17 protein-coding genes are annotated in these 17,322 nt (G+C 35.1%); 13 read left to right on the plus strand and 4 right to left on the minus strand.

All coding sequences use genetic code 11. The features are described from left to right. Positions 1-16: 16 nt before the first annotated feature. Positions 17-523, plus strand: coding sequence for a nicotinamide-nucleotide amidohydrolase family protein (locus tag RTX21_RS04215; protein WP_312765518.1), 507 nt, complete (start codon positions 17-19; stop codon positions 521-523). 69 nt (positions 524-592) lie between these two features. Next, complete coding sequence (locus tag RTX21_RS04220) at positions 593-1,144, plus strand: ferritin-like domain-containing protein (RefSeq protein ID WP_312765519.1); 552 nt, start codon at positions 593-595, stop codon at positions 1,142-1,144. A gap of 366 nt (positions 1,145-1,510) precedes the next feature. Here the strand turns inward: RTX21_RS04220 and RTX21_RS04225 are convergent, their stop codons facing one another. After that, the gene (locus RTX21_RS04225; protein WP_312765521.1) at positions 1,511-1,963 is read right to left on the minus strand and encodes a PA2169 family four-helix-bundle protein; all 453 of its coding nucleotides are present in this window, start codon (positions 1,961-1,963) and stop codon (positions 1,511-1,513) included. Positions 1,964-2,049: 86 nt separating this feature from the next. Between RTX21_RS04225 and RTX21_RS04230 the strand changes: the two genes are divergently transcribed. After that, entirely contained in the window at positions 2,050-2,511 is a 462-nt protein-coding gene (locus tag RTX21_RS04230) for an SRPBCC family protein (protein WP_312765523.1), read from the plus strand. A gap of 104 nt (positions 2,512-2,615) precedes the next feature. Here RTX21_RS04230 and RTX21_RS04235 read toward each other — a convergent pair whose 3' ends face one another. Continuing rightward, positions 2,616-3,479, minus strand: coding sequence for an SDR family oxidoreductase (locus RTX21_RS04235; protein WP_312765525.1), 864 nt, complete (start codon positions 3,477-3,479; stop codon positions 2,616-2,618). Between the two features lie 171 nt (positions 3,480-3,650). On the opposite strand from RTX21_RS04235, the gene RTX21_RS04240 reads away from it, so the two are divergent. Next, positions 3,651-3,887: a DUF2911 domain-containing protein gene (locus RTX21_RS04240; protein ID WP_312765527.1), complete on the plus strand. Its 237-nt coding sequence runs from the start codon at positions 3,651-3,653 to the stop codon at positions 3,885-3,887. 286 nt (positions 3,888-4,173) lie between these two features. Beyond that, positions 4,174-4,770, plus strand: a complete 597-nt coding sequence (locus RTX21_RS04245; protein WP_312765529.1) for a Crp/Fnr family transcriptional regulator — start codon at positions 4,174-4,176, stop codon at positions 4,768-4,770. Positions 4,771-4,781: 11 nt separating this feature from the next. Here the strand turns inward: RTX21_RS04245 and RTX21_RS04250 are convergent, their stop codons facing one another. Next, the gene (locus RTX21_RS04250) at positions 4,782-5,378 is read right to left on the minus strand and encodes a Crp/Fnr family transcriptional regulator (RefSeq protein WP_312765532.1); all 597 of its coding nucleotides are present in this window, start codon (positions 5,376-5,378) and stop codon (positions 4,782-4,784) included. 182 nt (positions 5,379-5,560) lie between these two features. On the opposite strand from RTX21_RS04250, the gene RTX21_RS04255 reads away from it, so the two are divergent. The 8 genes from RTX21_RS04255 to RTX21_RS04290 all read left to right on the plus strand — a co-directional run bounded on the left by RTX21_RS04255 (position 5,561) and on the right by RTX21_RS04290 (position 13,915). Beyond that, entirely contained in the window at positions 5,561-5,923 is a 363-nt protein-coding gene (locus RTX21_RS04255; protein WP_312765534.1) for a response regulator, read from the plus strand. Between the two features lie 356 nt (positions 5,924-6,279). Next, complete coding sequence (locus RTX21_RS04260; protein ID WP_312765536.1) at positions 6,280-6,510, plus strand: hypothetical protein; 231 nt, start codon at positions 6,280-6,282, stop codon at positions 6,508-6,510. Positions 6,511-6,663: 153 nt separating this feature from the next. Further along, positions 6,664-8,133 (plus strand): ATP-binding protein, encoded by a 1,470-nt coding sequence (locus RTX21_RS04265; RefSeq protein ID WP_312765538.1) that lies wholly within the window; start codon positions 6,664-6,666, stop codon positions 8,131-8,133. Between the two features lie 4 nt (positions 8,134-8,137). Further along, complete coding sequence (locus tag RTX21_RS04270) at positions 8,138-11,746, plus strand: response regulator (protein WP_312765539.1); 3,609 nt, start codon at positions 8,138-8,140, stop codon at positions 11,744-11,746. Between the two features lie 11 nt (positions 11,747-11,757). Further along, positions 11,758-12,123: a response regulator gene (locus tag RTX21_RS04275; RefSeq protein ID WP_312765540.1), complete on the plus strand. Its 366-nt coding sequence runs from the start codon at positions 11,758-11,760 to the stop codon at positions 12,121-12,123. Further along, positions 12,123-12,953: a protein-glutamate O-methyltransferase CheR gene (locus RTX21_RS04280; RefSeq protein WP_312765542.1), complete on the plus strand. Its 831-nt coding sequence runs from the start codon at positions 12,123-12,125 to the stop codon at positions 12,951-12,953. The genes RTX21_RS04275 and RTX21_RS04280 overlap by 1 nt, the downstream gene beginning before the upstream one ends. Further along, positions 12,954-13,526: a chemotaxis protein CheB gene (locus RTX21_RS04285; RefSeq protein WP_312765544.1), complete on the plus strand. Its 573-nt coding sequence runs from the start codon at positions 12,954-12,956 to the stop codon at positions 13,524-13,526. A 23-nt stretch (positions 13,527-13,549) separates the two neighbouring features. Further along, positions 13,550-13,915, plus strand: coding sequence for a response regulator (locus RTX21_RS04290; RefSeq protein ID WP_312765545.1), 366 nt, complete (start codon positions 13,550-13,552; stop codon positions 13,913-13,915). A 69-nt stretch (positions 13,916-13,984) separates the two neighbouring features. On the opposite strand, the gene RTX21_RS04295 is transcribed toward RTX21_RS04290, so the two are convergent. Next, positions 13,985-16,981, minus strand: a complete 2,997-nt coding sequence (locus tag RTX21_RS04295) for a LamG-like jellyroll fold domain-containing protein (RefSeq protein ID WP_312765546.1) — start codon at positions 16,979-16,981, stop codon at positions 13,985-13,987. Positions 16,982-17,322 lie beyond the last annotated feature (341 nt).

Below are 17,322 nucleotides of genomic sequence, written 5' to 3' on the forward strand. Positions count from 1 at the left end.
TTCAAATTACATTATCATGGAATCATCTAATTTAACTTTAAATAAGATTGGACAACATCTTCTTAGAAGAGGAGAAACTATTTCAATCGCAGAAAGTGTTACTTCGGGATCACTTCAAATGGCTTTTTCACATATTCCACAGGCAGAACAATTTTATAAGGGCGGATTAACCGCATATAATTTGGAACAAAAAGTCAATCTGTTAAATATCGATCACAACGAAGCTAAATCTGTCAACTGCGTATCGAGAAATATTAGCGAACAGATGGCTCTCAATGTTGCCAAACTTTTTAATACAGAATGGGGAATTGCCACAACAGGATTTGCTACTCCTGTAGAAGAATCCAGAGGTGAGATCTATGCTTATTACGGTATCTCTTATAAAGGGACAATCATCAGAAGTGATAAAATAGAACTTCATCCAATGACAAAAGCAGTGGATGCACAGAATTATTTTATGGAGTATGTTATCGGCTGTCTCAGATGTGAAGTAAAAAGAGAACATTTCGAAGTAATAGCTTAGAATGTAGGATTAATTAATAAATGTTTAAAAATCAAAATTCAAAATATTAATATTAAAAAAGTAAAAATTATGGCAACTACTACAAAAACTACAGTTAAACAAGCTGCTGTTAGAAAAACGCCGGCAAAAAAAGATGCGGCAAAGGAATTGAAAGACCTTTTTGAAGATGGTCTCAAAGATATCTATTGGGCTGAAAAAGCACTTGTGAAAGCTCTGCCGAAGATGCAGAAAAATGCAACCGATGAAAAATTAAAAAATGCCATTGCCCAGCATCTGATTGAAACTGAGGAACACGTAAGCCGATTGGAAGAATGTTTCGAATCTATGGGTAAAAAAGCACAGGCTAAAAAATGTGATGCAATGCAGGGTTTATTAGATGAAGCTGATAGTATTTTAAAAGAGACAGAACCTGGAACTGTAAGAGATGCTGGGATTATTGCTGCTTCTCAAAAGGTAGAACATTATGAGATTGCAACCTATGGAACATTAGCTGCTTTCGCAAAAGTATTGGATGAAAAAACCTCTCTAAAAAATCTTCTGGCAACATTGGAAGAAGAAAAACAATGTGATCAGTCCTTGACTAAATTAGCTGATACCAATCTGAATTCTAAAGCAAAGTAAATATTTACTAAAATTTTAAGTAAGCACTTCAAGAAGAGAGCAATTTTATTGCTCTCTTGTTTTTTGGTCAGGATTAATGAAATCATAATAGAAAAAGAGAGACATCTAATTATCTGCAGACCTTCCGCATCTTCCAAATGAAAGCCGGATCTATAGAATATTTTTATTCTGATAGTGCGACGTCAACATTTCTAATTGAAAAAGAGATTGATTATTTAAAAGTTGGAATATATGGGAAGAAACAAAATCCCAATAAAAAGAATGCTGAATTTTAAATAGAATTAGAAACTTCCTAGTGACTATCGGTGCTTTCTTAAATTGACAAAAATACAATTGAAAGAACTTGCTGATGGGGATACTTGTTTTTTAATTGATTTCGGCATTTAAATCATCCAATTTTTTATAAGACGCTTTGAGATGATGCAGATGATCCAAGACAATACCAGCAATTTCAGGAGTCAAATTACCATTGTCCAAAGCTTTTTGATATGCTGAAATTGCAGCTTCTTCACCATCAATAATATCCTTAAGACCGCCATCGTCAGACATCATATTCAGATTATTTTTAAGTTCAATCCAGTTTTGATGAATAGAACCAAATATCGTGGGATGGTCATCAGGTTTGCCGCCCAGATTATAGATCATATTGATAAGCTCATCTTTCATTTTATAGGATTGTCTAAGCTTATGATCATACTGCTCTTTAAGATTGGAATGTATCTGCCATACATTCTCCTCAATTGCTGAATAACTTCTAATCCTGTCATTGGCAATATGAAGAAGATCATTTAAAATGTTAATATCTTTTGAATTGTCCATAATTTCTAATTTTAGGATTTTAAAAAACAATTACTATGCCTATAAAATGGTATGTTTGTTGAAAAGGCTAACTCAAATGAAGTTTAATGGTTTATCAACTTGTGAGGGAACAATTTTTAGAATGCAGTCTTGATGAAGCGTGGCAATTTTTCTCTTCACCTTACAATCTTCCCCGTATTGCTCCTCCTGAAATGGACTTTAAAATCGTATCAGATCTTCAGACAGATAAGATTTACGAAGGCTTGAAAATAGATTATACCGTTCGTCCATTGTTTCATATAAAACTTAAATGGAAAAGTGAGATTAGGGGATATGAGTCCCATTACAGTTTTATTGATTATCAATTAAAAGGACCATACAAGTTCTGGAGTCATTATCATGAGTTTATACCATCCAATAACGGTGTTTTGATGCGAGATATCCTAAAGTATGAAATACCGTTTGGAATCTTCGGTGATTTCATCAATTTCATTTTGATTAAACGCACACTTAATTACATATTCGATTATAGGAGAAGTATCATTGATGTATTATTTAATAAAAAATGATTTTGCTTTCCTATCCTCATAGTCTCGGGTTTTTGATAAATAAACAAAACTTAATTTTGAAGGATTGAATGAAAATTCAAAGTAGTTTTAATATAAATTCTAATTTAACCATTAACGATTTCTCCACCATTAGGATGTAAGACCTGTCCGCTGATATATCTCGAATCTTCGCTTGCCAAAAATAAGAAACAAGGCGCCACTTCATTAGGCATTCCGGCACGTTTCATAGGAGAATCACTCCCAAATTCCGAATTCTTTTTTGGTTTAAATGATGAAACTATCAACGGAGTCCAGATCGGCCCGGGAGCAACAGCATTCACCCGGATTCCTTTATCAACAAGATTGGCAGAAAGGCTTCTTGTAAAAGAGATTATTGCACCTTTTGTAGCAGAATAATCAATTAATTTTGGACTTCCCCTGTAAGCAGTAACAGAAGATGTATTGATGATACTTGAACCTTTTTTAAGATAAGGCATTGCATGTTTGGTGATCCAAAAATAGGAGAAAAAGTTATTTTGAAATGTTTTGGATAGCTGCTCTGTCGATATATCTTCTATAGAATCAGCTTCCCAGTGCAATCCTGCATTATTTACAATAATATCAATTTTTTTATGGTTCTTTATGACGGTTTCGATAATCTTCTTACAATGATTTTCCTTTCCCAGATCTCCTTTTATCAAAGTACATTTTCTTGAGTAAGCTTCGATTTCTTTCTGTGTCTGTTTAGCATCTTTTGTTTCGCTGAGGTAAGCAATAACAATATCTGCACCTTCTTTTGCAAAAAGTAGAGCTGTTGCTTTCCCGATTCCGCTATCGCCTCCTGTGATCAAAGCAACTTTATTTTTTAATTTTCCTTCTTTAGGATATTTGATTGGATCGGTTTCAGGAATAGGTGTCATATTCTTTTCCAAACCCGGTCGTTTCTGTTTTTGCTGAGGTCTTATCTTTCTCTTAGTTTGTTTTTCCATTTTTTACTTTTCGTAATAATTACAAATAATGTGCTAAGAGAAAATGATTTTATAAATCATTAGTAAAAAATATGTTGCCTTTTCTTTTAGAGCTTCAAGAAAAACGATTTACTTATATTTGGCTTACAAAGCAAATTCAAATGTTCAAAAAAGCAATCACTGTATTTATCCTTGTTATTTATACAGTTTTTTCTTAATCGAAAAGAATCTGGGACATGGACTGCGATTTTCAATAAAGAATCAAAACAGTGGGGCGCTTACAAATACCAGGAAGCACAAGATGCTTTGCGTGTTGATGTAAAAACTAAAACTTTATCGGCTACACAAGAAACATTAGTTTATAAAATAAGTAAGAAAGGATTCACGATGGATTGGGATAAAATATCAGTTCCTGTAGAGATCAAATAAATTGAAATATAAGAAACTGAAATCCCGTTAATTCGGGATTTTTTGTTTAGAATTTTTGAAATGTTCCATAATTATTTATCAATTTTCAATATGACCCAAGTCATAAAGTTCTATATAAGTTCTCTTTAATTTTGAGAATACTAAAGAGAAACTATGATAAACTTATATTCAATACCTATTCTATATTTATTCAGATCATTATTAGCATTTTGCTAATTTCAGTAGTTGTAGCAAAATATTTTGTGATTTCAGTGTTAAAAAAAATAAGAGAATAGTTCAGATTGATATGGTTATTGAGGAAAGTATCATCAAATCATTTGGGGGGAAATTAAAAGATTATAATTCGTCGGAGATCATTTTTTCTGAAAAAAGCAATGCTAATTATTATTATCAGATTGTAGAAGGAAAAGTTAAACTGAATAACTATAACGAGGACGGTAAAGAAACAATCCAAACAATTTTGAAACCAGGACAAAGTATAGGAGAATCTTTACTTTTTCTGGATAAAGCCTATCCTGTAAATGCAATTGCGATCACTGCTTGTAAGGTGTTCCGGGTTCCCAAATCCAAATTCTTTCAAATAATTGATAAATTTCCGGAAATTCAGATCAAGATCATCAATAGTTTATCAGATTCGATGTACTTCAAATATGTTATGGGACAAATTTTCAGTGCACAAAATCCGGCAACAAAACTTCGTGTACTGATGGATCATCTCAAAAGCTCGGAAAAAGATCTGAGTGCTTTTTCTTTTCAGGTACCACTTACAAGGCAGCAAATGGCAAGTCTCACAGGACTACGCGTAGAGACTACAATTAGAACGCTTAAAATAATGGAAAAAGATAATATTGTGAAAATTACAAATCGCAAGATTTTTTATTAGTGTCTGATTTTTCAGTAATATATTTTCCCTTTAATAATTTTCAATGCTCCTTCTTTTTCAAAATTTTTAATATGCCTGATAACGGTTTCTACCCTCAGGCCAGTCATTGCAGCCAATTGTTGTCTGGTCAAAGGTATCTGAAATGAATACTGATTCCTGTCCGGACTGAAGCTTTTATGATAATCTAAAACACCTTTGATCCTGACATTAGCATATAAAGAAGAATTATTTTCTAGCATTATATATTTTTGGTAAAGGCGTTCTGCAAGAAACTTGTTGATATCTCTCGAAATATTGGGATGGTCATCCAAAAGTTGTATGAATTTTGGTTTTGATAGCCTCAAAACTTTCACATCTTCAAAAACAACAGCATTTACGGGGAAAGTATGGTCAATAAACAGCAACATCTCGCAAACACTTAGACCATGATTAAGAATGGCGAAGATAAGTTCTTTGCCATCTTCATTGTAATGGTTTAGTTTGATGCTTCCTGAGATGATTTGGTAATAATTTTTTGGAGTTTCAAATTCATTGAAAATAACTTCTCCTTTTTTATAATTTTCAATAGTTGCCCCATAACTTACAAGGAGCTCTTCCGGAATTAACATAGTTTAAAATTCATTAGTTTATTTGATATTTCTATGAAGTAATTTCTATGCCGAAAATGATTTTCTCATGATTTTTAATGAATCCCAATTATGATTCAAATCATAAATCATCAAGGTATCTTATATATAAATTTGATAGCTTTGATAAGAAATATTTTAATACAACTGGCAATTCGATCTAAATGAGCAAAAAGAGAATTTTAATCTTTGATGATGATATTTCTATACTGGAAGTCATATCAATTATCTTTCAGGATAATGGTTACGAGGTTGAAATAGCAGAAACTGTAGATGACATTATTTCAAGAGTGGACGGTTTCTTACCAGACCTCATCATTATGGATATTTACATTCCCATTATTGGTGGGATAGAGGCCGTAAAACGATTAAAAAGCCACGGCGCTCATCATGGGATTCCCGTCATCTTCATTACAGCAAAAAATGATGCGGCTGTTATATCATCCCAATCATCAGCAGTAGATTACTTGTCCAAGCCTTTTGATTTGGATGAATTAGAGAAAAAGGTTGAAAAATGGATATCCTGATTTTAAATGTAAATAGAACTACATCCAGTGACAAAAGCATTAGTTGCTCAGAAATATTTTATGGAAATGTTATCCGACGTTTAAAATGCGAGGCGAAAACAGACCATTTACAAATGATTTTCTAAACAATCATTTCAAATATTCATTCGTAATTACTACAATCCACGAACTCAGACTTCAAGATTCGATTCAATACAGATTATCTACATGTTAATAAATCTAATTGTCGACTACAATTACTTTCGGAAATAATGTTCAAAGTATGATGTGTGATCATATTTAAATATTTTTATTGATTATCACTTCGATTGGTAAAGAAATTGTATACTGATTTTTCAAATTTCAAAACTATAATTATGGATATAGAAATCTCTTATTTTGATTTTAAGAATTTGTCGCCTCAAGACCAGTACCAATTGGTTAAAACACAGGGTCAAATCATCAGTGAAAGTTCAAAGAATGATTTACGTTTTGTTATTTATAAACTGGGGTCTTTTTTAGTTGAAATCACTTACATGCAGCAAAATAACAAGCTGGCAAGTTTCAACGTTTATCAAAATAATTATATCCAGTCGCAAAGTGCATAATTTCAAATTGTTATAGATATAACGATAAACAATTATAGACTAATATTCAACACAATATTTATAAATAATTAAAAATTGCGTTCTGCTAAAAAAAATCTCATTATTTTTGAAATTAATGAAAACGAGAAATGACTCACTTACAATACTTATCTTATGATTTTAATAGTTGATGATAATAAAAACAATATTTATTCTTTAAAAAAACTATTAGAGTCCCAAGGTTTTAAAATAGATACAGCGGAATCGGGCGAGGAAGCATTAGGAAAAGCGTTGAAAAACAATTACTTCCTAATTATTCTTGATGTCCAGATGCCGGGAATGGACGGTTTTGAAGTGGCGGAAAGTTTTGCGGGCTATAGTAAAACCAAAGATATTCCGATCATTTTTCTTTCTGCAGTCAATACGGAAAAACAGTTCATAGAAAAAGGTTATGCATCCGGAGGGATCGATTATGTTACAAAACCGATCGATCCGGAGATATTGATGCTGAAAGTCAAAACTTTTTATAATCTTCAGGAAAGCAGTCTCGCTCTCAAAAAGAATCATCAGAATCTGGAATTGGAAGTAAAAGGCAGGAGAGAGTCTCAGGTAGTGATGAAATCAGAGATCGATCATTTCCATCTGATGCTGGAAGCTTTGCCACAGATCGCTTTTACTTTGGACAAAGATGGTAAAGTAACATTCGTGAATGCCAAATGGTATGATTATTCAAATTCCAAATCACTGTTCCCGGAAACTCATCCGGATGACAAAGATATCCTGAAAGAGTTTGAAAGGGCTCGAAAAAAGCATAAACCGCTTGAACTGGAGATCAGAATCAAACATTTGAGATCCGCTAGTTTTAGATATCATTTGCTCAGAATGACTCCTGTTTTTGAGAACGAAACGATTAAAAACTGGGTAGGAAGTTTTACAGATATCGATGATCAGAAGAAAGTAGAGAAGGAAAAAGATGAGTTTTTAAGTATTGCAAGCCACGAACTGAAAACACCATTGACAAGTATAAAAGCCTATGTCCAGCTGATGGACCGCAAGCTTAAATTCGACCCGGAAACTCCGGAAAAAAGCTATGTAGACAAAGTTCTGACCCAGATTGAAAAACTTAACAGTTTAATTACTGATCTTCTTGATGTTTCCAAAATCGAAAATGGTAAACTGAAAATCAATAAGAAACCCACCAATCTCGAAACTGTCATTCAAAATTCAATCGATACGATTTTGCAAACACATGATAGCAATAAGATCAATATTGAACGCCACGGACCAAAGCCTGATATTTTGATTCCTCTCGATGAAATGAGAATAGAACAGGTGTTGCTCAATTTCTTAAGTAATGCCATCAAATATTCCCCCGACAATCATCAAATCTTTGTTTCTACATTTATTGATGAAGAAAATGTCCGAGTCAGTGTAACGGATTTCGGAATCGGAATCCCAGAGTATAAACAGCCTTCCGTATTTCAAAAATTTTATCGCGTGGAAGAATCCTCAGTACAATTCCAAGGTTTGGGAATTGGCCTATTTATATGTTCTGAGATCATTGAACAGCACGATGGAACTATCGGCGTTTCCAGTGAAGTCAACGAAGGTTCCACGTTCTATTTTACCTTACCATTAAATTAATTTTATGCCTAAAAAAATTATACGTAATCTGCAATTTGGTGTTGGTCTATCTCTTTTGATATTGCTTGCCAGTTCATTAGCTTCATATCTGAGTATCCAGAACCAGATGGAAAATCGGGAAAGATCCTCTCAGAGCCGGCGTTCTATAACTGCGGTTAAAGATGTTCTGATCGCGCTTTTAGATGCTGAGACTGGAAACAGAGGTTATCAGCTGACCGGGAGAGAAGCTTTCCTGGAACCCTACAACCGAAGTGTTTCTGAATATACACAAGCAATAAATAGGGCAAAAGAAATAGAAATAACAGATAAGCTGCAATTGAAAAGAGTCGAGGATCTGCAACAGAATGCCAATAATAGCATGGAAAATCTGAGGCAGTTTGTCATCAATAGACGCAATGGATTATTGATGACACAAGAGCAGATAACTTCCAGCAAGATCTATATGGACAAAAGCAGACAGATTGTTGCTGATTTTGTCAAATATGAAGAAAGTCAATTGGTGATCAAAAATAAGGCACTTAATAATTCTTCCAATACTACAGTTTTATTCATTATTTTTTCTGCGCTTGCTGCGGTGATCGTTACGATTTTCTTTTATACTAAACTAAGAAGTGATCTCATCAGAAGAGATAAACTTGAAAAAGAACTCACAGCTAAAGATCTGGAAATCTCCAAGAGAGTTAGCATCATCAAGCAAGTTGCGAGTAAAGTTGCAAGCGGAGATTATGATATACAGCTTTCCGATCGAGGAGAAGATGAACTGGGGGATATCGTAGAATCTCTCAATCATATGACCTTGTCTTTGAAGACTTCTTTCAAACAGATCAGTGAAAGTGAATGGAGGCAAAAAGGATTGATATTACTTAACGAATCCCTTGTTGGAAACAAAACCGTAAAAGAGGTTACGGATAATGCGCTGGACCATTTTATTTCTTACGCAGACTGTGTCAACGGAGCTATATATCTTTATGAAGATGAGAGACTGAAATTATACAATGCTTCCGGGCTTGAAGAACATATGAAGAAAAGCTTCTTGCCTGGCGAAGGTTTGGTTGGACAGGCATTTGTCAAGGAAAATACAACTGTATTCAATGACCTTGATGATAAAGATTTTGTCGCAAGCTTTGCAAGCAGTAAGATCAAAATTAATGGTATAATTCTAATTCCGATTATACTCGGAAGACAAACGTTCGGGGTTTTAGAATTGGGCTCAACACATAATTTCGATGAAGCTAAAATCGATTATTTTAATGAAGGTGCCAGAAATATCGCTATTATCCTAAGTGCGGCCAAAGGACGAGAAAAAGAACAACGTTTGCTGGAAGAAACACAAGCTCAATCAGAAGAATTGCAAGTTCAGCATGCCGAATTGGAAAATCTCAATACAGAATTGGAAGCGCAGACTCAAAAGCTTCAGGCTTCGGAAGAAGAGCTGAGGGTCCAGCAGGAAGAACTTTTGCAGACCAATACAGAATTGGAGGAACGTTCGAAATCATTAGAAGAAAAAAATCATCTGATCGCTGAACGAAATATTGAAATACAGAAGAAAGCAGAAGAATTGGCGCTCAGTACTCAATACAAATCAGAATTCCTCGCAAATATGTCCCATGAATTAAGGACGCCGCTTAATTCTATCCTGCTATTATCTCGTTTAATGGCAGAAAATCCGGAAGAAAATCTCACAGAAGATCAGATAGAATCTGCAAAAGTGATCCAAAGTTCCGGAACCAGTCTGTTGACATTGATAGATGAGATCCTGGATCTTGCAAAGATAGAATCCGGAAAGATGAATCTGGTCAATGAGCAGATTCTGCTGGAAGATGTTACCAGAGATCTAAAGAATCTTTTTATGCCGATCGTTAAGGAAAAAGGCGTACAATTCAATGTAGATATTGATGATTCTGTAGGTAAAAGCTTAAAGACCGATCGCTTAAGATTAGACCAGGTATTAAGAAATTTACTTTCAAATGCTTTCAAATTTACCAAAGAAGGTTCAGTGGATCTCAATATTTTCGAATGTCCTAAAAATTCCGATTTTATTGTTTTCTCAGTAAAAGATACTGGAATGGGGATTCCTGAGGATAAACAGAGACTGATATTCGAAGCTTTTCAGCAGGCTGATGGTTCTACACAAAGAAAATTTGGAGGAACGGGATTGGGACTTTCGATCAGTCGAGAGCTTGCGAAACTTCTGGGTGGAAAAATTACTCTTGAGAGTCAGTTAGGTAAAGGAAGTGACTTTAGCCTTATTATCCCGAAAGAACCGTTAGATTCTGCTGAGATCATTTCTGCCGAAAAAAGTCTGATCGAAGTTATTTCTCAGGATGTAGAAGATATTAAAGCAATAATTGAAACAGATGACGATAATATCGCCTCGATCAGTCATATAGAGATTCCCGAAGAAATCGAGGATGATCGTAACAATATCTCAAAGGGCGATAAAGTGATTCTGATAATCGAGGATGACACACATTTTGCAAAAGCACTTCTGAAGTATGCGCATGTTAATAATTATAAGGGCGTTGTGATCGTAAGAGGAGATCATGCACTTTCTGCAGCTTTGGAATATAAACCTGCGGCCATTCTGCTTGATATTCAGCTGCCGGTTAAAGATGGCTGGCAGGTGATGAACGAATTAAAGACAAATAGCCAGACAAAACCGATCCCTGTCCATATGATGTCCTCTTTACAGGCCAAAAGAGAAAGTCTGATGAGAGGTGCTATTGATTTTATTAATAAGCCGGTAGCAATGGAAGAGATGGACAATGTATTCAAAAAAATCGAAGATGCATTGAAACGATCGCCGCAAAAAGTATTGATTGTGGAAGAAAACGCCCAACATGCAAAGGCTTTATCATATTTTCTTAGCAATTACAACATATCATTATCCGTAGAAAACAATGTGGAGGATAGTGTAAAGGCTTTTCAAAAAGATAATGTGGATTGTGTGATCGTTGATGTTGGTTCAGCAAGAGGAAACAGCTATCAGATTGTGGAAAGGATAAAAAGTTACGAAGGTCTGGAAAATCTGCCGGTTATTATTTTCACCGAACGCAATTTGACACAATCCGAAGAACTTAAGATCAAACAATATGCCGATTCTATCGTCGTAAAAACGGCCCATTCCTATCAAAGGATCTTGGATGAGATAAGTTTGTTCCTTCATTTGGTGGAAGAAAACAATCAATCTGGTGAATCAGGAAGGGTCAAAAATTTAGGAACTTTGACAGAAACGTTAAGTGGAAAAAAAATCCTGATCACCGATGATGATGTGAGAAATATCTTTTCGCTGTCAAAAGCGCTCGAAAAATACAAAGTCGAAGTTGTTCTGGCAATGGACGGAAAACAGGCCTTGGATAAAATTGAGGAAAATCCTGATATCGATGTTATTTTGATGGATATGATGATGCCGGAAATGGACGGCTATGATACCATTAGGGAAATTAGAAAAATGCAGGATTTCAAAGATCTGCCGATTATTGCAGTTACGGCAAAATCTATGATTGGAGACCGTGACAAATGCATCCAGGCAGGAGCTTCGGATTACATTACGAAACCTGTTGATATCGATCAGTTGCTGTCGCTTCTTCGGGTTTGGTTATATGAAAACTAATAGTCATAAAGATGGATAGAAAGGTCTTGATCGTAGATGACGATCCCAGAAATATATTTGCTCTCAAATTGACCTTGAAAGCAAGAGGATTTGATATTGAAACCGCTTTGGGTGCGAAAGAAGCCATTGAAAAATTAGAGAATGATAAAAATATTGATTTCGTCCTGATGGATATGATGATGCCAGAAATTGATGGTTATCAGGCTATTGGGATGATAAGGAAAATCGATAGGCTTCATCATATTCCTATCATTGCTGTTACAGCCCAGGCAATGGAAGAAGATCGTCAAAAATGTATTGATGCTGGTGCCACAGATTATATCAAGAAACCTATCGATGTGGATCAATTGTTGAATGTTATAGAAAAAGTTTCCTGATGTTAGAGCCGAGTATTGTTAAAGATGAAGAATTAGAATATCTCATAAAAGATATCTACGATCTGTACGGCTATGATTTTTCGATGTACAGCAAAGCTTCCTTCAAAAGGAGGATTAACAGGATCTGTGTCATTGATAAATTTGCCAGTTTTGCAGAATTACGATATATAATCATCAGTGATCAGGATTACTTGAAACGCTTTGTGGAAGAAATTACGGTAAATGTGACGGAGATGTTTCGCGACCCCGATTTTTTTCTAAGTCTTAGAGAAAAGATATTGCCACAATTGGGTACATATCCGCTCATCAGAATCTGGCTTGCGGGTTGTTCTACGGGTGAAGAAGCTTATTCTGTGGCTATTCTGCTGAAGGAAGCAGGATTGTATGATAAAAGTCTGATCTATGCGACAGATATTAACCCATCTGTTTTGGAAACGGCACGTGCAGGCGTTTTTCCTATTCAACAGATGAAATTATACTCGGAGAATTATCAACTTTCCGGAGGTAAGGAAGATTTTTCCAAATATTATACGGCCAATTATGATGTCGCAAGGTTTGACAGGTCACTTCAGAAGAAAATGATCATCTCTACACATAATTTAGTTTCAGATAGCTCCTTCAATAGCTTTCAACTGATCATCTGCAGAAATGTCCTGATTTATTTTGACCGGATGCTGCAAGAGCGCGTATTCAAATTATTTGACAACAGTTTGGAAAATCTTGGATATCTTGCGCTTGGATCCAAAGAAACTTTGCGGTTCTCGGATTTGGGAAAGCAATATCATCAGATCGATGATCAGCGCATTTGGAAAAAAACAGAACAATTATAAATGGAAGAATCAGGTTTTAACATAGAATTGGTAATTATTGGCGGATCTGCGGGCAGTCTGCCGGTTATACTGAATATGTTGAAAAACCTGAATGAACCTATAAAATTTGCTATTGTCATTGTCATTCATCGCAAGGCTTCCGGATTGAATATTCTACCAGCATTATTACAACAGGTTTCTGATATCAGGGTTACGGAAATTGACGATAAGGCGGAAATTGAAAATAATAATATCTATCTGGCTCCAGCAGATTTTCACCTTTTCTTTGATGATAAAAAAACGATGTCTCTGGACAGATCGGAAAAACTTAACTTTTCTCGTCCATCCATTGATGTTTCCTTTAATTCGGCTGGAGAAATATTTGGCGAAAATCTTCTTGCTATTTTATTGTCCGGTGCCAATTCCGATGGTGTTCAAGGTCTTAAGTTTATTAAAAAAATGGGCGGGCGAATCTGGATCCAGGACCCTGAAACAGCAGAGGTCAATTATATGCCGAAAATGGCAATGGAGATCATTAAATATGATGAAATCATCACGCCGGAAGATCTTCCAATAAAATTAAATAGACTGTAAAAAATAAATACTACCAATATATTATGAGTAAGAAAAAAGTTCTGATCTTTGATGATGAAACTTCCATTTTAGAAGTGATTTTTATCGTTCTGAATGATCTTGGATATGAAGTTGAGATCTCTGAAACAGCAGACGATATTATCCAAAAAATATCAGACTTCCAACCTGATGTGATTATTATGGATAATTGGATTCCTGTAATTGGCGGGGTAGAAGCGACTAAACTTTTGAAGGCGCATTCCGATTATAAAAATATCCCTGTAATTTATATTACTGCCAATAATGACATTGCCTTTTTGGCAAATGAGGCAATGGCAGATGATTACGTTCCTAAGCCTTTTGATCTTGAAGATCTCGAAGGAAAAATTTTAAAATGGGTTAATTCCTAAAATGATATAACAAAACTCCTTTTCAATTTTTTGAAAAGGAGTTTTTTATATGAAAAATTTGATTTGATTCTATTCAATTATAACTTTAAAATTACTATTCAGATTTTCTCCTGAAATATTTAAAATATAAGTCCCAGAAGTTTTTCTATTAGCGATATTTAAAATAAAAATACCTTTTTCATTAGAATTTATTTTTTCACTAAGAACAATCTTTCCTATCATATCTAGCAATGTTGCGGTCAAATTAGATTTTTTATAATCTGGAAGCTGTATAGAGATCTGGTCTTTCACAGGATTTGGATAGATAATCCCTTTTTTAGAAAGGAATTTATCAGTTCCAGTGCCTAATGTTGCCTGGCTATACAAGGCTTGTACTTCCGAAAGAGATAATGCATAATTGAACATTTTCAACTCATCAAACGCACCTTTATAAGGAGCCGGTGCTGTAGTTGACATTAATTCCAATTCACCAATATTTCCAATGATCAAATCACTGACTTCCCCAATTCCCGTAACAGCTGTTTCGTCGCCTTCCGCACTCAAAACACCATTAGTATAAATTCTCATTTTGTGAGCAATAATGTCTCTCATTATTACAACATTCACCCAATCTCCGGTGAAGTAATTGGTGATTGGTGAAGTGATTTCTTTTTTAGTTACATCATCATCAATTGCAAAACGTAACTGACCTCCTTTTATCTCTACGTTATAACGTTTTCCTGTTGCTCCTGTCGTTGTATTTTTAGTAAATGAGCCTTTACAAAGTACATAGAGGCTTGTAGATGATGAAGTCGGAATCATACTAGTTGGCGCTTTCATCCAAAAAGAAACGGTGAAAGAATTTTTATCAAAGAAGATATGGTCTTGATTCGGAACGCTTGCAATGTACATATTGCTCGGAGAGGTCGCCAGATCAAGAGCGTAATTTTCTTTTCCTTGGATTCTGACATTAGAATTATCATAAGCTGCGTCCAATATTCCATCGTTTTCATAATCAGTTATATCCGCAATTTTTTCTCCTTCAAGAGGAGCTTCCTTGAATGGCCAATGACCGACAAGACTTGGAGTTAAAGTATGAAAGTTCCAAACATCACCAGTTGCGGTACCTTTTTCATTAGAAGCATCAATTCTCCAATAATAAGTAGTTGCAGGACTTAATCCTGTCAGTTGATAAGAGGGCGAAGCTGAATAAGTTACATCTGCTATTTTACTTAAGCTTGATGCATTAGTTCCAAGATAAACTGAATATTTTGTTGTATTGGTGCTTCCTGACCATTTCAAAAGTAGATTTCCGCTGCTTAATTCTACATTGTTATTTCCATTTGTTGGAGCAGGATTAGTGGTTCTTGTTGGAGCAGAAGGAATTGGTGGAGTTGTAATTGATGCAATCGAAGTATAAACTGAAGATTCTGTTGCATTAATTGCTTTAACTCTATAATAATATTGAGTATTTGGATTTAAACCAGCTTCATTATAACTGATAACGTTAGCACCTAATGTTGCGATTTCTGAAAAATTAGTTCCATCTGTTGAACGTTCTAATATATAATTGGTTTCGTTAGTTGAATTATCACTCCAATTAACTGTAAAAGAACTTGTTGGCGGAACTTCTGTTGTTGCAACATTCGTAAAATTAACATCTGTCGGCGGAATAATAAAATCCGGCGGAGTCTGATTGGGTAAACTGTTGATATAGACCTCGATGTTAAGATATGGAGCATTCGTTGTACTTACATTCAAAGCATCAGGATTATATTTATCCAATCCGTTCGCATCTTCCCAAGCATCTGGCATTCCGTCATTATCTGTATCCAAAGGAGCTGGTGCGCCATAAACGTGTCCCGCACCACCATTAGTAAAACCAAATTGAGATTTAAGGTCAGACTGAACATAAACATAGGTTGCCGTCGTTCCTTTTGACTGCAGATCAGAAATCATCAGATTTTCCACCTGATCACGTCTTGGATAAGAAGCACCGACATTCATAATCGCTTTGTCATAAGCTTGTTGAGCGGTTAATGTTGGATTTTTCATTGGATAATCATAAGGCTCCGATTTAATGGAATTGATATCACCCGTAGGAAAACCTGTCAGATCCGAAGGTACCAAAGTTCCGTTCAGGATTCCGTCTTTATTGTTATCAAAATAATTTCCTGAACCGTACAAAGAGAAATTGTCATTTCCTCTGTTGAAAGGCGTTGTGACAGTGTTACTCGTATTTGGTCCGCCAATGAAATAATTATTGATTATATTCACATCCGAAGTTCCGGCTGAATCTCCACCCATGATATAAGCATCTCCAGATTCTGTATGTCCGTAGGTATTGCCATAATTTCCCCAGTTATAGACAATGTTATTGACGAATTCATTGATGCCTTTTACTTTATTGTTTCGGGTTTTGTTGCAGATATACAAGTTTCCGATCAAGCTGATTTTCCCACCGGAAGGTTGCATCAATCCACCAGCCGAGTGATTGTGACGATGCAAACCTTGCCCAATAATAGAATTCTGGATCGTTATATTATCAGGGCTATCACCTTTATTATCCCAGTTGATAGAGAAAACTTCGTCCGTTCCCCAAGTGAAGGACATGTGGTCAAAGATCATATTTGCTCCATTAGCAAGCCCAGATGTATCCTGACCTTGAGTTGTACTTCCAAAACGGATTCTTATATAACGGGAAATCGTATTGCTCGCACCTGTGAAAGTAACTCTCGAACCAAGAAGGACAATACCTTCTCCAGGCGCAGTTTGTCCGGCAATAGTTGTATTTTTTGCAATAACGATTTGAGATTGAGTATTAATAATTCCCCCAACCTTGAATATAACAAATCGTCCTTCTTTACTCACCGCATCACGAAAAGAACCGGGTCCGCCGTCGTTCAGATTGGTTACTAGGTAAATCTCAGGATTGGCAGCACCTCTTGCTCCTGTGGTGTATCTTCCAAAGCCAGTTGCATCAGGAAATGCCAATGTTTGCGCATCAAGATAAGTAATTGTCGAAATGGCGCCACAAAACATAAATAACTTAAATATTCGCTTAATGGGTAGAATTTTTTCTTTCATAATAATTCTGATTAATTAGAAATTGGGCTTTTGTTGTGATGGAAAATTAGAAACAACCACTAAGATGACTGTCCTGTCGAATCCTGTTAATTATCAGATTGTTATGATTTTTGTAAATTTTATATTAATTAAATATGAACTGAAATTAAGATTTAATCAATGTTTGAAGATGATAGATTTTGCAACAGATAAAATGTTTTTAGAATTAAAATTTAACATTAAATCAAGGAAAAATAGGTTTTGTAAATTCATTAAGATTTTATTGACAGGAGAGGGCAGGATGCTCCAACTCCTCAAAAACTATATTTTTATTTTCGTTTATTAGCTATACAAAATCGATT

It is taken from the genome of Epilithonimonas sp., assembly GCF_032054305.1.
GTDB lineage: Bacteria > Bacteroidota > Bacteroidia > Flavobacteriales > Weeksellaceae > Epilithonimonas.

What these genes read in the sequence shown, in the direction of transcription:
- RTX21_RS04215 (WP_312765518.1), top strand. Translation starts at nt 17, where the DNA reads ATGGAATCATCTAATTTAACTTTAAATAAGATTGGACAACATCTTCTT.
- RTX21_RS04220 (WP_312765519.1), top strand. Translation starts at nt 593, where the DNA reads ATGGCAACTACTACAAAAACTACAGTTAAACAAGCTGCTGTTAGAAAA.
- RTX21_RS04225 (WP_312765521.1), bottom strand. Translation starts at nt 1,963, where the DNA reads ATGGACAATTCAAAAGATATTAACATTTTAAATGATCTTCTTCATATT.
- RTX21_RS04230 (WP_312765523.1), top strand. Translation starts at nt 2,050, where the DNA reads ATGGTTTATCAACTTGTGAGGGAACAATTTTTAGAATGCAGTCTTGAT.
- RTX21_RS04235 (WP_312765525.1), bottom strand. Translation starts at nt 3,479, where the DNA reads ATGGAAAAACAAACTAAGAGAAAGATAAGACCTCAGCAAAAACAGAAA.
- RTX21_RS04245 (WP_312765529.1), top strand. Translation starts at nt 4,174, where the DNA reads ATGGTTATTGAGGAAAGTATCATCAAATCATTTGGGGGGAAATTAAAA.
- RTX21_RS04250 (WP_312765532.1), bottom strand. Translation starts at nt 5,378, where the DNA reads ATGTTAATTCCGGAAGAGCTCCTTGTAAGTTATGGGGCAACTATTGAA.
- RTX21_RS04255 (WP_312765534.1), top strand. Translation starts at nt 5,561, where the DNA reads ATGAGCAAAAAGAGAATTTTAATCTTTGATGATGATATTTCTATACTG.
- RTX21_RS04260 (WP_312765536.1), top strand. Translation starts at nt 6,280, where the DNA reads ATGGATATAGAAATCTCTTATTTTGATTTTAAGAATTTGTCGCCTCAA.
- RTX21_RS04265 (WP_312765538.1), top strand. Translation starts at nt 6,664, where the DNA reads ATGATTTTAATAGTTGATGATAATAAAAACAATATTTATTCTTTAAAA.
- RTX21_RS04270 (WP_312765539.1), top strand. Translation starts at nt 8,138, where the DNA reads ATGCCTAAAAAAATTATACGTAATCTGCAATTTGGTGTTGGTCTATCT.
- RTX21_RS04275 (WP_312765540.1), top strand. Translation starts at nt 11,758, where the DNA reads ATGGATAGAAAGGTCTTGATCGTAGATGACGATCCCAGAAATATATTT.
- RTX21_RS04280 (WP_312765542.1), top strand. Translation starts at nt 12,123, where the DNA reads ATGTTAGAGCCGAGTATTGTTAAAGATGAAGAATTAGAATATCTCATA.
- RTX21_RS04285 (WP_312765544.1), top strand. Translation starts at nt 12,954, where the DNA reads ATGGAAGAATCAGGTTTTAACATAGAATTGGTAATTATTGGCGGATCT.
- RTX21_RS04290 (WP_312765545.1), top strand. Translation starts at nt 13,550, where the DNA reads ATGAGTAAGAAAAAAGTTCTGATCTTTGATGATGAAACTTCCATTTTA.
- RTX21_RS04295 (WP_312765546.1), bottom strand. Translation starts at nt 16,981, where the DNA reads ATGAAAGAAAAAATTCTACCCATTAAGCGAATATTTAAGTTATTTATG.